Origin of the sequence: Epilithonimonas hispanica (assembly GCF_003385395.1) — a bacterium.
Taxonomy (GTDB): Bacteria; Bacteroidota; Bacteroidia; order Flavobacteriales; family Weeksellaceae; genus Epilithonimonas; species Epilithonimonas hispanica.
Window position 1 is genome coordinate 106,759 of the sequence record NZ_QNUG01000007.1, and the last position, 15,263, is coordinate 122,021.

The window sequence follows — 15,263 nt, forward strand, 5'->3', positions numbered from 1 at the left end:
TATTATGAAACTACATAAAGAATCAAAAGGAACACTAATCGTTTCGATTTTGTTCATTGCATTTATTGCAACAATATCTATTTATTATTTACAATTATGGTCATTAATCATCTTAATTCCGCTATTAGTGATGTTGGGATTGATATTCTGGTTTTTCCGGGTTCCAACGAGAGCCATTCTTGACCATACGGAAAACGTAGTTGCGCCAGTTGACGGGAAAGTCGTGATGATAAAGGAAGTAATCGAAGATGAATTCATTAAAGACAAATGCATTCAGGTTTCTATATTTATGTCACCTTTGAATGTTCACATTTGCCGTTATCCAGTGAGTGGTGATGTTATTTATAAAAAATATCATCCAGGAAAATATTTGGTGGCTTGGCACGAAAAATCCTCTACTGAAAACGAAAGAACGACTGTTGCAGTGAAAAGTTTGACCAATCATCAGGTTGTTTTCCGTCAAATTGCAGGATATGTGGCGAGAAGAATTGTTTTCTATTGTAATGTTGAAGATAAAGCAAAAGCCGGTCACGAATTTGGATTCATTAAGTTCGGTTCCAGAATGGACGTTTTCCTTCCGCTAGACACCGAAATCCTTTGTAAAATCGGAGACAAAACAAAAGGTGGTCTGGATGTGATTGCCAGACTTAGAGATTAAAAATTCAAATTATACAGATATAAAGAGACTTATTATTAGGTCTCTTTTTTGTTTATCCTACTTTTTTACAGTTCGGTCTGAGTTTTTGACGATTCGGTCGGATAATTTTCTTTTTGATGTTCAGGCAGTCTACTTTTGAATCATCAAATAAATTTAAAACAATGAAAACATCAGTATTCTTCTCTCTATTCTTAGTATTAGTATCATTTTTTTCTAAAGCTCAAATGGACCATATGTTCTATCAGCCAAAGAAAGAAATGAAACCTCTGGAATTCAAAAACATCGAAAATATAAGTCTGCCAGTTGAAAGTGATACCATCACTGCGGTCGTCTTGAAGCCGGAATCAAAATCAATCAAAAAAACAATTGTCTTTTTTCACGGTGCTGCCGGCAATATTTCAACTTATCAATACATCACAAAACCTTTGGTAGAAAACGGATTCCAGGTGGTGATGGTAGATGTAAGAGGTTATGGAAAGTCCACAGGAAAACCAACACACATCAATGTCGCAGAAGATGGTCAAAAAATGTTCAATTATTTATTAGCTAGAAAAGACATTGATAAAACTAAAATTTATCTTTACGGTGCATCTTTGGGTTCTCAAATCGCAACTCATTTAGCAAAAGATAATCAATCAAAAATCTCAGGATTGATTTTGGACGGCGGAATGTCTTCTTTCACAGATATTGCCATAAAATTCAAACCAGAAATGAAGGAAGTCATTGAAAAATATGTAACCTCTCCATACTCTGCAAAAGAAGATGTAAAATCTTTGACAGGACTTCCAAAATTGTTCATCTACAGCAAAGGCGATTCAACGGTTCCTTTTGAACAAGGACAATTGATTTATAACAATGCACCTGAGCCAAAACAATTTCTAGAGTTTTCCGGAGAACACATCCAAGGAATGGTCGTAGAAAAAGATAGATTAGTGAAAGCCATTGAACAACTTTAATATAATAAAAATCCCGATTCTAAATTAGAATCGGGATTTTGTAATTTTTATTTCAAAGCAATTTCAATCACTTCGCTCATATTGTTAACATAATTGACTTTCAGATTTTTAAGATAATCTTTTTTGATTTCCTCAACATCTTTTCTATTCGTCTCGCAAAGAATTACTTCCTTGATTCCAGCTCTTGTCGCTGCCAAAAGTTTTTCTTTGATTCCACCAACTGGAAGAACTTTTCCACGAAGTGTAATTTCACCCGTCATTGCCAGATGAGATTTCACTTTTTTGTTTTTGTAGCTAGAAACCATTGAGGTTAACATTGCGATACCTGCAGAAGGTCCATCTTTTGGCGTTGCACCTTCCGGAACGTGAACGTGGATGTTTTTCTTCTCGATATCTTCTTCCGAAATTCCTAATTCTTCATAATGAGCTTTGATGAATTCCAATGCAATGGTTGCAGATTCTTTCATCACGTTTCCAAGATTTCCGGTCATTGTCAAACCACCTTTTCCTTTGGAAAGAATACTTTCGATGAACAAAATATCGCCTCCGACACTTGTCCAAGCCAATCCTGTAACAACACCCGGAACATCCGTGATTTCAGCCAAAGTTTTCGGTCTTGGAACTCCAAGGATTTCGTCCACTTTTTCAACCGAAATTTTCGGGTCAAATTTATTTTCCATTGCTAATTGCAAAGCAACCCAGCGAGCAACGCCTGCAATTCTTTTTTCCAATGTTCTCACACCACTCTCAGAAGTATGAGCATCGATAATATGTTTCAATTCAGGGTTTCCAAGTTTCAAGGACTTTGCATCCAAACCATTTTCCTGAAGTTGTTTTTTTATTAAATGTCTTTTAGCAATTTCGATTTTCTCTTCTAAAGTATAACCCGCAATGCTGATGATTTCCATTCTATCCAAAAGCGGACGCTGAACAGACGAAAGCGAGTTAGCTGTCGCAATAAACATCACTTTGGAAAGGTCATAGCCTAATTCCAAAAAGTTATCATAGAAATTGTTATTCTGCTCAGGATCAAGAACTTCCAACAAAGCAGAACTTGGGTCACCGTGAATTCCTTGTCCGATTTTATCAATCTCATCCAAAACAATCACAGGATTGGATGTTCCTGATTTTTTGATGGATTGAAGAATTCTTCCCGCCATTGCGCCGATGTAAGTTTTTCTATGTCCACGGATTTCACTTTCGTCGTGTAATCCACCAAGAGAAACTCGAACATATTTTCTTCCTAAAGAATCCGCAATCGATTTTCCAAGCGATGTTTTACCAACTCCCGGAGGACCAACCAAACAAAGAATTGGCGACTTCATATCATTCTTCAGTTTCAGAACTGCGATGTGTTCCAAAATTCTTTTCTTGATATCCTCAAGTCCGAAATGTTCTTTATCCAAAAGCTTTTCGGCCTTTTTCAAATCAAAATGGTCTTTGGAATATTTTTCCCAAGGCAAATCTGTGAAGAAATCCAGATAATTTCTCTGAACGTTGTAATCCGGAGAATTCGGATGTTGGCGTTGAAGTCTTTGCAATTCCTTTTGGAAATGATTTTCGACTTCAGCATTCCAAGTGATTTTTTCAGCTTTTTTCTTGAATTCGTCGGCATCGGATTCTGCACCGCCACCTAATTCATCCTGAATCGTTTTGATTTGTTGACTCAAGAAATATTCACGTTGCTGTTTGTCAAGGTCTTTGCTTGTTTTCTGATGAATCTGATTCTTCAATTCCAAATGACGGAAATCGTCGTGCATCAATTCGTACAATGTTTTTGCACGTCCAATCAAGGTTTTTTCGTCCAACAATCTTTGCTTTTTGTCGGAAGAGAAATTACCGTTAGCTGAAACGAAATTCAACAAATCCTCCTGACCGTCAATATTTTTAAGAGCAAACTGCGCCGCATTTGGAATGTTTGGATCGATGTTGATGATTTTTTCTGCGAGGTCTTTGATATTGTCCATCAATGCCGAAAATTCTTCTTTATCTTTTGGTTGAGAATCTTTTTGTTTTGTGATTTCGGCTAGGAAATAAGGCTCCTGAGAAACCATTTTTTTGACTTTGAATCTTTGAACACCTCTCGTAATCGCTGTAATATTACCTTCTGGAAGTTTGATAATTTTGATAATCTTAGCCAAAGTCCCGATTGTGTAAAGGTCTTTCTCGGTTGGATTTTCTACATTCGGATTTTTCTGACTGATAATTCCGATGAGTTTATTTTCCTTTTGAGCTTCCTCCAGCAATTTTTTGGATTTTTCTCTTCCTGCTGTAATAGGAATCACCACTTTTGGGAACATTACCATATTTCTTACGGGAAGAATCGGGAAAAGCGTTTGAGAATCATCACTTTCTCTAGTATCGAAGTCGGAAAAATTAATTTCTTCGGAAATAATTCCTACGCCTTCTTCAAAGATTTCTTCAAAATTGATATTTTCAAATTCTGTCATAATATAGTTGATGACATATTGTCATTAATCTTAATTGATATAAAGATTGATTCTCTATATTTCTTAGAAAATCAATCTGGTTCTATGTTGGATTATAATTTCGCAAGAGCTGTGCCATAGGAAAAAACAATACAATTTGTCAGTTTAATAAAAAGAAACTCTTTCAGAAATTATCTAAAAGAGTTTTATTTTTTTAAGTCTCGCTAATTTTGCAGATAAAGCAGATTTGGTTTATAGTCTATCTGCTGAATTAGCTTAATTCGCCAGAAATTTACTTTTATATAAATTACACCAACATTCTTTGCGCTTTTTTCACACCTTCGACCAAAATATCAATTTCTTCCAAAGTATTGTAAACTGCAAAACTTGCACGAACTGTTCCAGCGATGTTGAAGAAATCCATAATAGGTTGTGTGCAATGATGTCCAGTCCTCACGGCAATTCCCATTTTGTCGAGAATCATTCCTGTATCAGAAGCAATTCCTGCACCTTCTAGGTTGAAAGAAACTACGCCGGTTCTGTTGGCTTTTTCTCCATAGATTTTGATTCCATCGAGTTCCAGAAGTTTTTTCTGAGCGTAAGTCAGAAGTTCGTTTTCGTGGATTTGAAGATTATCGTGCCCGATTTGATTAATGAAATCAACGGCTGAACCAAGAGCAATATTTCCACCAACATTAGGCGTTCCAGCTTCGAATTTGAAAGGTAAACCTGCATAAGTTGTTTTCTCGAAACTACAAACCGCAATCATCTCGCCACCGCCGTGGAATGGATGAAGATTTTCGAAAACAGATTCTTTACCATAAAGAATTCCGGTTCCCATTGGCGCATACATCTTGTGTCCTGAGAAGACAAAGAAATCGCAGTCCAGTTTCTGAACATCGATTTTGAAATGTGGCGAAGATTGTGCGCCGTCTATCAAAACATAAGCGTTGGAGAGTCGTCTTGTTTTTTCAATAATTTGTTCGATTGGATTGATGATTCCCAATGCATTAGAAACTTGATTTACAGATACAACTTTCGTTTTTTCGTTCAACCAAGAATCCAAAACATCGATTTGAAGAATTCCGTTTTCATCCATTGGGATTACACGAAGTTTTGCGCCAGTTCTTTCGCAAAGCATCTGCCACGGAACTATGTTGGAATGATGTTCCAGATATGAAATGATAATCTCATCATCTTTTTTGATTTGATTCGTCAAAGCATAAGCTACTAAATTGATTCCCTCAGTTGTTCCTTTGGTGAAAATAACTTCGTAATCGTGTTTTGCGTTGATGAATCTTTGGATTTTCTGTCTGGAAAGTTCCATTTCTTCCGTTGCAATCTGACTCAAAGTGTGAATCCCGCGGTGAACATTCGCATTGATGGTTTCGTAATATTTTTCCCAAGTTTCTAAAACTGAAATCGGTTTTTGAGATGTTGCAGCGTTGTCCAGATAAACCAATGGTTTTCCATTGACCTGCTGATTCAAAATTGGAAATTGTGCTCTGATATTGTTGATGTCGAACATTTTATTTTAGATGTTAGAAGCTAGATTTCAGATGTTAGACTAATCGCAAACTCTAAAATCAATAATTAAACGTTGAATTGTTGCAGCCCGACTTGAGCGGTTGAGCCCTTCGACAAGCTCAGGATAAACTCCAGGCGGATAAAGCTGTCCAAATAATTAATCTTGTTGTTTTAATTATTTAGAATGGGTCAAAGTTACGGCAAAATTTATTAAAAATTTCGATGTTAAATATTTATAAAATGAGTGTGATTCTTGTTTTTAGGAATAATTATTGAGTATTTTTGGGCAATTCATTTATTATTAACAAATAAATAGCGAAACTATGGCATTCGAATTACCTAAACTAGGTTATGCATACGATGCGTTGGAACCAACAATCGATGCGAAAACAATGGAAATCCACCATTCTAAGCACCACCAAGCTTATGTGGATAATCTTAATAATGCAATTGCAGGAACAGACCTTGAAGGGAAATCTCTTGAAGAAATCCAAAAAACAGGTACAGATAAACCAGCCGTGAGAAATAACGGAGGCGGACATTTTAACCATTCACTTTTCTGGGAACTTTTGACTCCGGGCGGAAGCAAAGAGCCAGTTGGAAACGTGAAAGCTGAAATCGAAAAAATCGGAGGTTTTGAGAAATTCAAAGAAGATTTTTCTAACGCTGCTAAGACAAGATTCGGTTCTGGCTGGGCTTGGTTAGTGAAAAATTCTGACGGTTCTGTAGTGGTTTCTTCAACTCCGAATCAAGATAACCCACTAATGCCAGTTGCTGATGTAAAAGGAACACCGATTCTTGGATTGGATGTTTGGGAGCACGCTTATTACCTAAATTACCAAAACAGAAGACCTGACTATGTGTCTGCGTTTTTTGATGTGATTAATTGGGATAAAGTGGAAGAGCTTTATAACAAATAAGATAATAGATTTTAGAATCTAGATATTAGAAAACCACCAAATTTTTGGTGGTTTTTTTATGGTGTTACCGCTGGTTCTGTTTTGACCTCTGGTTTTGTTTCTTTCTTTTCTTCTTTGGCTTTTTCTGCTTCTAACTTCGCTTTTTCTTTGTCGAGTTTTTCCTGTTCTGCTTTTGCGATTGCTGCAAGACTGTCTTTTTCACGTTTTATTGCCACGGCGTTAATTTTTGCCATTACACTTTCCGATGTTGCTCCCGGTCCAAAAGAATCGATGGCTGTAGTATCATAAGTGATTTGTGGCGCTGCATCTAATTGGTCTGAATTGTTCAGAACCGGAGCTTTCTTTGAACAAGACAACGTTGAAGCAAGAATCAAAAAGAAGTAGAAATGTTTCATATCAACAAATATCGAAAATTATTTGATATAAAATTCAGCAATAACCGGAAAATGGTCTGAGATTCTTACACTTCTATCCACTTTATAACTGATTGGTATTATTGATTCTGATGCAAAAACATGATCAATTTTAATAGGAAATTTGAAATCGTGGAAACTTGTTCCACTTCCTTTTCCAACTTTCAGAAAAGTGTCTTCCAGATTTTCGGATAAAGTATAATATTCGTAAGAATTGGGAACAGAATTGAAATCGCCGGCAAGAATAATTGGATAAGGCGAACTGTCCAAGAATCCTTTGATTGGAGCAATTTGACTTTGATGTTTACGGAATGTAGGAACTAGTTTACGAAGGATATCTTTTGCTTTTTCTTCATTCACATTCATATCAGCAGTTGGTTTTACCATAGATTTGTCTAGGTAAAAAGGCTCCATATAAACATTCACGAAACGGACGATTTTCCCATTCACCTTGATATCAGCATAGATACATCGCCCGTTCTTGGCATCAGTTTCTACAATTCCACTTTCTATAATTGGAAATCTAGATTGGATTTTAACCACCGGAAAATTGCGTACGAAATAACTAAAACTCTTCAAATCTTCTGCACTTTTGTATTCCTGTGTCAGAACAACATCCGCATTTTGAGCATTAAGAAAGTTATAAATATCTTCATCTCCAAATTTTCCTGACTTTCCGTTAAAAGAAATGATTTTTAGATTCGATTTCTGATTTTTAGTTGATGTATAATTAATCCAACGTCTTGTCGGGATAATGAAAAACAATGACAGTATCAAAAAAACAACCGTTCGTTTTTTCCAAGTTACCATCCAGAAAATCAGAAATATAATATTAAGGATAATCAGAATCGGAAATCCAAGAGATAAGAGATTCAGAAATCCAAAAACACTTGGTGGGATATAAGCGTTCATTATCGTCCCGAAAAGCAGAACAATAATTATTAAATGAAAAATAGTTAAAATAAATCTAATAATTCCCATCTATTGGATTCGGTCTCGGTATTTTTTCCAGTTCCAAATGTAAAGAAAACCAATCAATGCGCCTCCAAGATGTGCAAAATGTGCAATATTATCACCGCTGAATTGTCCAACGCCCAAGAACAATGAAATAACAATAATAACTGGTGTCAAATATTTTGCTTTGATAGGAAAAGGAATGAACATAAACATCAGCTTAGCATCTGGAAATAAAGTTGAGAATGCCGCTATGATTCCGAAAATTGCACCTGAAGCACCAACCATTGGGGTTTTTAAGATTCCAAAAAGTTGTTGAGCTGCGTCATTTATATTTTCGTTATTAGAAAAATTAGGATAGTACTCTATATAATTATAATTAATTGTCTTATAAACTTGATGGATATCGAAGTCTTGATTGTTTAAAAAATTCGTCAATTGACTCACTTCGTAATAATTCCAAAGATTATATAATAAAAACCCACCTAATCCTGCTGCAAAATAAAGAATGATGAATTTTTTCTGTCCCAAAACTTGTTCTAGAACTGGACCAAAACTATAGAGTGTCAGCATATTAAAAACAATGTGCATCACACTTCCGTGCATAAACATATGCGTGATGATTTGCCAAGATTGGAAATTTGGAGACAAAGGAAAATACCCAGCTAATAAAGCTTTAAGATTAAGATTGGGGAGGAGAAAAGTTACCACAAAAAAAATCACATTTAGAATGATGATGTTTCTAGTAACAGGCGTTATTTGAGGAAACATAGTTTTAAAATTTATTTTTAAAATCGTCGAACGGAACTTCCATCCAACATTTTTTTCCGTTCACGGTGTATTGTGGGAAACCAAGATCGATGAAATCTTTTACCAATTGCTCCACTTCAGTCTTATAAATAAAATCGAATTTTGATTTGGTTTTCAGTTTAACCCATTGGTATTCAAAATATTTGTAAAAATCTTCCTCTGTTCTGTATTCCAAAATTTCGAAGATTTTTTCTAAGAATTTGATGACCTGTGATTCCTTCAATCCCTCCGGAACAGTTTCAATTCTCAAGACATTGTCCTGAGCCAAAGTCATTTCGAAGCCAAAATCCGGCAAGTATTTTTTGATGGATTTATACTTGTTTTTCTCGATTTCGTTCAAATGATATTCCAAAGAAAACAACAAACTTTGTCCGGCTTTTTTGGTTGGCAGATTTTCCTGATGAGAAGACATCAACACGCGATGCATCCTTCCAAGATCCAGCATATACGTTTGTCCGTCTTTGTTCAGAAGCCAATATCCGTTTGGCAATCGGAAAAGATCTTCGTCCAGATCATCATCTTCAAAAAGATTAATTTTTGAAGGTGCAGCTTCGGAAGCTTGATATAATTCAGCCAAATTGATCCTTTCCTCATCCGTCGTTTTTGAAACGGTAAAAGGATTGAAATCTCTATCCACATTAATCGCAGAAGGCATTGGCGAACCCGAACCAGAACTTGCATTGCTTCTGCTAGGAGTTGGAGAGAAAAATGCTTCCATTTTTGGATCTCTTTCAAAATCCAGACTTGGTGCAACGTTATAGATCCCCAAAGAACGCTTGATTGTAGAACGCATCAAAGCAAAAATCAGCGCTTCATCTTCAAACTTAACTTCGGTTTTTTGAGGATGAATATTAACATCGATTTTCTCTGGATCCATTTCTAGAAAAAGAAAAAACGATGGAATATAACCTGGCTGTAACAATCCTTCAAACGCTTCCTGAACGGCTTTGCTCAAGTAAGGACTTTTGAAATATCGTCCATTAACAAAGAAAAATTGTTCTCCTCTTACTTTTTTAGCACCTTCTGGTTTTGCAACATATCCGTGTAAATCTACCCAACCGAGATCTTCTTTAATCGGAATCAAAAGCGGCTGCAGTTTCCTTCCAAAAACATCTACAATACGTTGCATTTGCCCACCTTTTCTCAGTTTGAAAATCGGCTCATCGTTATGGAATAATTCGAATTCGATAGTTTCGTGAGCTAATGAAACTCGCTGAAACTCATCAATAATATGCCGAAATTCTACATTGTCATTCTTAAGAAACTTGCGTCTCGCAGGAACATTGTAGAAAAGATTTTTGACAGAAAAATTAGATCCTTCAACGGCTTGAATCGGATCTTGAAACTGAAATTGTCCACCTTCTATATAAATATTGGTTCCAACAGGCGTTTCTTTTTGCTTGGTTTTCAGTTCCACTTGTGCAACAGCGGCAATAGAAGCCAGAGCTTCTCCACGAAAGCCTTTGGTTGCAATCTTGAAAATATCTTCTGTTGAACGAATCTTGGATGTTGCGTGGCGTTCAAATGCCAATCTCGCATCGGTTTCGGACATCCCGATTCCGTTATCCACAACCTGAATCAAGTTCTTCCCAGCATCACGAACAATCAGCTGAATCTTGTCCGAACCTGCATCCACCGCATTTTCCAAAAGCTCCTTCACTATAGAAGCTGGCCTCTGCACGACTTCTCCTGCAGCGATTTGATTGGCAACGTGATCCGGTAAAAGTTGAATGATATCTGACATCTTTAGAATTGAACTTTCAAAAATAAGGATAAGAATCGAGCGATGAAAGTTAAATAATTATAAAGAACTTGGGAAAATAATGATATTTTTGAAACTCAGATAATTAATCACCATCGATGAAAAGAGATCTCTACATAGATTTTGCCAAAGGATTAGCAACTATTTCTATTATCTTTATCCACACGGCTTTTTGGAGTGGGCAATTCTATATGCCTGTTGAAGCGCGAGTTTTCTCTTTGGTTTTTGATGTGGCATTGTTTTATGCTCTCAGTGGAATCACTTCCGGAAATAATATCGAGAAAACGCTTTATCGTCTGTTGAAGTTACAAATCACGTATATGATTTTTGTGACATTTCTGTTTTTTCTAGACTATTTTTTCAAAGTCTTTGGACTCACATTTTTTTCATTTGAATGGCTGAAAGATTTCTATTCGACATTTGGAAGCAAGTATGTTCCGAGCAGTATTTCGTCTGAACCTCAATGGGACATTTTGGGAAATTGGTATCTGCATAGTTATTCTAATTGCGATACTTTTCCCGTGGTGATGGGTAGTTTTTGGTATTTGAAAGTGTATTATATCTTGACTGTCTTAGGCGTTTTGATTCTTAGATTTTTCCCGAAACACATCAATTGGTTTATCGGCGTTTGTATTGCGTTGACTTTGATTTTCAATATTTTACCTCAATATTACCCAAGCGGACAAGTGGGTTATGTCGCATTTTACATGGCAGTTTTTCTAGTTGCTAATAGAATGAAAGGTAAGAAAATCCCAACCAAAATGATTCCTGTTTTATACGGATTGGTTGCGATTGCTTTGTCTTGGATGTTCTGGAATTATGGTGGCGATATGTTCTATAAACTCAACAAGCAAAAGTTTCCGCCAAAAATTCCTTATATCATTTGGACTTTGTTTTCACTCGTCACATTATTTGTTTTCTATAATAGATTGAAAATCACGAAACCAAATTTCCTTACTAATGTTGGACAAAACGCGATTTTCTTTTATTTCGGGCAAGGAATGAGTTCGTCTTTGGTCTATTTCCTCGTTGTTCCGTTGAAAGATTCTATGCCGTGGTATTTATTAGTTTTAATTATTTTCCCGCTTAATATTTTGTTGGCTTTTCTGATTTCAAAAGGTTTGAAAAAAGTAGATGACCTAGGCTGGAAAGTTTTAGAATTTTTGAGAGAGAAAACGGCTTCGAAAAATCCATAAAAAAAGCGCTCCTAAAAAGCGCTTGTACGTTTTAATCATTTTTTTTTCTTCCGCTCATTGCAATGATTGCGACAATTATAATCAGAACAACGCCACCAATAATCCAATAAATAGGATTACTTTGCCATTCTTCCGTAGAAGTGGTTGTTGTATTTGTAGTTTTTACAATTGTAGAATCTTGAGCGAATGTAAGAACCGAAGAGAAAATCGCTAGAACGCTAAAAAGAAAACATTTAGCACGACTGACAAAAGTTAAATTTTTCATAATTTTATTATTTGGTTGATGTAGGTTTTTCAACATTTGTGCCAAATTTCTATATAATCAATTGCATCATAGTGATATGATATTTACATTCAAAAAAAATAATTTTTGTTGATAAATATTTAATAAACATCAAGCAAATCCTTATTTTTACAAAAAATATAAAATGTTCCGTCTTAAACTTCCTACAGATCCACGTTGGGCCAATATTGCAGAAGATAACCTCGAAGAGATCCTTACAGATCACGCTTGGTGCGAGCAAAAAGCAGCAACCAACGCCATTGGATTGATCACAATGGTTCCTGAACATACAGAGATGGTAACCGAACTTTTGGCAATTGCTCAAGAAGAATTGGATCACTTCAATCAGGTTCACGAGATCATCAAAAAAAGAGGTGGCGTTTTGGGCTGGACGAGAAAAGATGATTATGTGAATGACTTAATGAAATTCATTGTGAAAGGTGGTGACCGAAAAGATCTTTTGGTGGACAAAATGCTTTTCGCAGCCATGATAGAAGCCAGAAGTTGTGAACGTTTCAAAGTCTTGACAGAAAATATCAAGGACGAGGAATTGAAAAAATTCTATAACGACCTAATGATTTCGGAAGCGAATCATTATACGACATTTATTGGATTTGCAAGAGAACTTGGAGATCCAGAAAAAGTGAACAAACGTTGGGAAGAATGGCTGGAGTATGAAGCTCAAGTCATCCAATCCTACGGCAACAAAGAAACCATCCACGGATAAATTAGACACTTCGACTACGCTCAGTGTGACAAACTAATGTAAAAAATCAATGTTGGAAGTGTCCGTCTGAGGCTCTCGAAGACTATAAAAATTAAAATGAACCGAAAATTTAACGACTATCTTCGCCTTTTTCTAAGATCTTTCCTTCAGGGATTGATTATTATTGGGCCGTTTGCCATTACGGTTTGGATTATTTTTACAGTCGTTTTTAGTATCGATAATTTGGTTCCATCAGTTTCGGGAAAGTTTCCGGGTCTTATATTTATTATTGTCATTTTCGGGACAACATTTATCGGATTTTTTGGTAATAAATTTATCATTGGAAGACTGATTGTTGATGGGTTGGATTATGTTTTGGAACACATCCCTGGAATCAAATTTCTTTACACTTCTTTGAAAGACGTTCTCGTTTCATTTGTTGGAGACAAGAAAAAATTCAATCATCCGGTTTGGGTCAAAACCAATGAAAATCCAGAGATTTGGAGAATCGGATTTTTGACACAGTCAGACATGTCCGCCGTTAATCTAGATCAAATGGTTGCCGTTTATCTGCCACATTCTTACGCCGTTTCTGGTTGGGTTATTATTACCAAATTTAACAACATAAAAGAAGTAACTGGAATGAGTTCGGCCGAGGCCATGAAGTTTGCTGTAAGTGGTGGCGTTGCCGGCTTTCATTCAGATGATAACGTTTTCAAAGCACCAGAGTAGTTTCTGATTAATAATTGTCGGATTATTAATTATCATTTTTAGGGCAGCTTTTTCCGCCTTCCGTTCCCGCTTTTTTCTTTTTTATTCAAAAAAGAAAAAGAGCTCCACTCAAGTCGGGCTGCAGTTTCGTCCTAGAAAAGAAGTTATAATCATTTTCCACGAAATTAATTATTCATTCTTAACTATTCATTATTATGAAACTACCTTATGCAGAGCCATTTAGAATCAAAATGGTCGAAGAAATATATCAATCTACACAAGAACAACGCGAAGAATGGCTGAAAAATGCCAATTACAATTTATTCAATCTTAGAAGTTCCCACGTTTTTATCGACTTGTTGACAGACAGTGGAACAGGTGCAATGAGTGACAAACAATGGGGCGCATTGATGATTGGCGACGAAAGTTATGCTGGTTCCCGTTCATTCGAAGCTTTACAGCAAACTGTTGAAAAAATCACAGGATTTCCTTATCTATTACCAACGCACCAAGGTCGTGCAGCAGAAAATGTACTGTTCTCAGTTATGGTAAAAGAAGGCGACATTGTTCCTGGAAATTCCCATTTTGACACGACGAAAGGTCATATAGAAATCAGAAAAGCACATGCAGTTGATTGTACAATAGATGAAGCTTTTGATATTAATGATTTTCATCCATTCAAAGGAAACATAGATTTGAAAAAATTGGAAACGGTTTATAGCTCTCATCCAAAAGAACAAATCCCGTTTTGTTTGATTACAATCACTTGTAATTCTTCTGGTGGACAACCTGTTTCTTTGGAAAACATCAAAGCTGTAAAAGAATTGTCTGACAGATATGAGATTCCTGTTTTGTTTGACTCAGCGAGATTTGCAGAAAATGCTTATTTTATCAAGAAAAGAGAAACTGGACAACAAGATAAAACGATCAAAGAAATCTGTAAAGAATTATTCTCTTATGGTGATGGAATGACGATGAGTTCCAAAAAAGATGGTTTGGTAAATATTGGAGGTTTCATCGCTTTGAAGAATAGAGAAATCTTCGAACAAGCTTCGAATTTCACAATCATCTACGAAGGTTTTATTACTTATGGCGGAATGGCGGGAAGAGATATGTCGGCGCTTGCGTCTGGTTTGGATGAAGCTACAGAGTTTCCTTATCTGGAAAGTAGAATCTCTCAAGTGGAATATCTTGGAAACAAATTGATGGAAGCCGGAATTCCTGTTCAAAAACCAATTGGCGGACACGCTGTTTTTATTGATGCACTTAACTTCTTACCGGATATCAAAAGAGAAGAATTTCCTGCACAAACTTTAGCAATTGAACTCTATAAAGAAGCCGGAATTCGAGGCGTGGAAATCGGAACGTTGTTGGCAGATAGGGATCCCAAAACGAGAGAAAACCGTTACCCAAAACTGGAGTTGTTGAGGTTGGCAATTCCTAGAAGAACTTATACCAACAATCATATGGATTATGTTGCGACTGCGGTTATCAATGTCTTTGAGAGAAGAGATGACATCGTAAAAGGCTTCAAAATTAAACGAGAACCAGAAATCTTACGACACTTCACCGTCCAGTTAGATAAAGCATAAAACAGAAAAGAGAGCAAATTGCTAGTCATGGTCGGAAGATTTTTCTTCCGACTTTTTTATTTTTTTTCACCAAAAAAATAAAAGAACTCAATCTATTGATTATTAGTTAATTAGTTTGTTTTTGCTAGTGCTTTTTCGTATCTTTACGACTGATAATCAATTATTTACGTCAGTTTTTAAAGATCACAAAATATCTCTTAGACACGTTTTAGAATTTATTCCCGAAGCACTTTTAAGTCATCTTTCAGCAAGTACCAAAGTGGATTATTACAGCAAGGTTCTGCACGGTAAAAAAATGTTTTATCTACTTCTTTTCTCTATTTTCGATAATGAAAAATTAAGCCAA

At 36.0% G+C, this 15,263-nt stretch carries 14 protein-coding genes and 1 pseudogene; 8 read left to right on the plus strand and 7 right to left on the minus strand.

The window, feature by feature from the left end; translation table 11 throughout:
• The first annotated feature begins 4 nt into the window (after positions 1–4).
• The gene (locus tag DRF58_RS04675) at positions 5–658 is read left to right on the plus strand and encodes a phosphatidylserine decarboxylase family protein (protein WP_116033428.1); all 654 of its coding nucleotides are present in this window, start codon (positions 5–7) and stop codon (positions 656–658) included.
• A gap of 161 nt (positions 659–819) precedes the next feature.
• Positions 820–1,614, plus strand: a complete 795-nt coding sequence (locus DRF58_RS04680) for an alpha/beta hydrolase (protein ID WP_116033430.1) — start codon at positions 820–822, stop codon at positions 1,612–1,614.
• 47 nt (positions 1,615–1,661) lie between these two features.
• On the opposite strand, the gene lon is transcribed toward DRF58_RS04680, so the two are convergent.
• Positions 1,662–4,064: an endopeptidase La gene (lon, locus tag DRF58_RS04685; protein ID WP_116033431.1), complete on the minus strand. Its 2,403-nt coding sequence runs from the start codon at positions 4,062–4,064 to the stop codon at positions 1,662–1,664.
• A gap of 286 nt (positions 4,065–4,350) precedes the next feature.
• Entirely contained in the window at positions 4,351–5,571 is a 1,221-nt protein-coding gene (locus DRF58_RS04690; RefSeq protein WP_116033433.1) for an aminotransferase class V-fold PLP-dependent enzyme, read from the minus strand.
• A gap of 322 nt (positions 5,572–5,893) precedes the next feature.
• Here DRF58_RS04690 and DRF58_RS04695 point away from each other — a divergent pair, with 322 nt between their 5' ends.
• Positions 5,894–6,490, plus strand: a complete 597-nt coding sequence (locus DRF58_RS04695; protein WP_116033434.1) for a superoxide dismutase — start codon at positions 5,894–5,896, stop codon at positions 6,488–6,490.
• A gap of 56 nt (positions 6,491–6,546) precedes the next feature.
• On the opposite strand, the gene DRF58_RS04700 is transcribed toward DRF58_RS04695, so the two are convergent.
• Genes DRF58_RS04700 through mutL form a run of 4 tightly spaced genes read right to left on the minus strand, consistent with a single transcriptional unit; the run spans position 6,547 to position 10,411 of the window.
• A complete protein-coding gene (locus tag DRF58_RS04700) occupies positions 6,547–6,885 on the minus strand; it encodes a hypothetical protein (RefSeq protein ID WP_116033436.1) in 339 nt (112 codons plus the stop codon).
• 18 nt (positions 6,886–6,903) lie between these two features.
• Entirely contained in the window at positions 6,904–7,884 is a 981-nt protein-coding gene (locus DRF58_RS04705) for an endonuclease/exonuclease/phosphatase family protein (protein WP_116033438.1), read from the minus strand.
• Positions 7,885–8,628 carry a rhomboid family intramembrane serine protease gene (locus DRF58_RS04710; RefSeq protein ID WP_116033439.1) on the minus strand — a complete coding sequence of 248 codons (744 nt, stop codon included), beginning with the start codon at positions 8,626–8,628 and terminating at the stop codon, positions 7,885–7,887.
• A gap of 4 nt (positions 8,629–8,632) precedes the next feature.
• Complete coding sequence (gene mutL / locus DRF58_RS04715) at positions 8,633–10,411, minus strand: DNA mismatch repair endonuclease MutL (protein WP_116033441.1); 1,779 nt, start codon at positions 10,409–10,411, stop codon at positions 8,633–8,635.
• 116 nt (positions 10,412–10,527) lie between these two features.
• Here mutL and DRF58_RS04720 point away from each other — a divergent pair, with 116 nt between their 5' ends.
• A complete protein-coding gene (locus DRF58_RS04720) occupies positions 10,528–11,625 on the plus strand; it encodes an acyltransferase family protein (RefSeq protein WP_116033443.1) in 1,098 nt (365 codons plus the stop codon).
• Between the two features lie 31 nt (positions 11,626–11,656).
• Here the strand turns inward: DRF58_RS04720 and DRF58_RS04725 are convergent, their stop codons facing one another.
• The gene (locus DRF58_RS04725; RefSeq protein ID WP_123902360.1) at positions 11,657–11,890 is read right to left on the minus strand and encodes a hypothetical protein; all 234 of its coding nucleotides are present in this window, start codon (positions 11,888–11,890) and stop codon (positions 11,657–11,659) included.
• Positions 11,891–12,053: 163 nt separating this feature from the next.
• Between DRF58_RS04725 and miaE the strand changes: the two genes are divergently transcribed.
• The 4 genes and pseudogenes from miaE to DRF58_RS18595 form a co-directional block, all read left to right on the plus strand.
• Positions 12,054–12,635, plus strand: coding sequence for a tRNA-(ms[2]io[6]A)-hydroxylase (gene miaE / locus DRF58_RS04730; protein ID WP_116033446.1), 582 nt, complete (start codon positions 12,054–12,056; stop codon positions 12,633–12,635).
• 96 nt (positions 12,636–12,731) lie between these two features.
• Complete coding sequence (locus DRF58_RS04735; protein ID WP_116033448.1) at positions 12,732–13,346, plus strand: DUF502 domain-containing protein; 615 nt, start codon at positions 12,732–12,734, stop codon at positions 13,344–13,346.
• Between the two features lie 194 nt (positions 13,347–13,540).
• The gene (locus DRF58_RS04740; RefSeq protein WP_116033449.1) at positions 13,541–14,917 is read left to right on the plus strand and encodes a tryptophanase; all 1,377 of its coding nucleotides are present in this window, start codon (positions 13,541–13,543) and stop codon (positions 14,915–14,917) included.
• A gap of 127 nt (positions 14,918–15,044) precedes the next feature.
• Positions 15,045–15,263 (plus strand): annotated as a pseudogene (locus DRF58_RS18595) (hypothetical protein); the annotation flags it as partial.

Excerpts from the sequence above, each read along its gene's own strand:
- DRF58_RS04675 (WP_116033428.1), top strand. The coding sequence starts at position 5 with ATGAAACTACATAAAGAATCAAAAGGAACACTAATCGTTTCGATTTTG.
- DRF58_RS04680 (WP_116033430.1), top strand. The coding sequence starts at position 820 with ATGAAAACATCAGTATTCTTCTCTCTATTCTTAGTATTAGTATCATTT.
- lon (WP_116033431.1), bottom strand. The coding sequence starts at position 4,064 with ATGACAGAATTTGAAAATATCAATTTTGAAGAAATCTTTGAAGAAGGC.
- DRF58_RS04690 (WP_116033433.1), bottom strand. The coding sequence starts at position 5,571 with ATGTTCGACATCAACAATATCAGAGCACAATTTCCAATTTTGAATCAG.
- DRF58_RS04695 (WP_116033434.1), top strand. The coding sequence starts at position 5,894 with ATGGCATTCGAATTACCTAAACTAGGTTATGCATACGATGCGTTGGAA.
- DRF58_RS04700 (WP_116033436.1), bottom strand. The coding sequence starts at position 6,885 with ATGAAACATTTCTACTTCTTTTTGATTCTTGCTTCAACGTTGTCTTGT.
- DRF58_RS04705 (WP_116033438.1), bottom strand. The coding sequence starts at position 7,884 with ATGGGAATTATTAGATTTATTTTAACTATTTTTCATTTAATAATTATT.
- DRF58_RS04710 (WP_116033439.1), bottom strand. The coding sequence starts at position 8,628 with ATGTTTCCTCAAATAACGCCTGTTACTAGAAACATCATCATTCTAAAT.
- mutL (WP_116033441.1), bottom strand. The coding sequence starts at position 10,411 with ATGTCAGATATCATTCAACTTTTACCGGATCACGTTGCCAATCAAATC.
- DRF58_RS04720 (WP_116033443.1), top strand. The coding sequence starts at position 10,528 with ATGAAAAGAGATCTCTACATAGATTTTGCCAAAGGATTAGCAACTATT.
- DRF58_RS04725 (WP_123902360.1), bottom strand. The coding sequence starts at position 11,890 with ATGAAAAATTTAACTTTTGTCAGTCGTGCTAAATGTTTTCTTTTTAGC.
- miaE (WP_116033446.1), top strand. The coding sequence starts at position 12,054 with ATGTTCCGTCTTAAACTTCCTACAGATCCACGTTGGGCCAATATTGCA.
- DRF58_RS04735 (WP_116033448.1), top strand. The coding sequence starts at position 12,732 with ATGAACCGAAAATTTAACGACTATCTTCGCCTTTTTCTAAGATCTTTC.
- DRF58_RS04740 (WP_116033449.1), top strand. The coding sequence starts at position 13,541 with ATGAAACTACCTTATGCAGAGCCATTTAGAATCAAAATGGTCGAAGAA.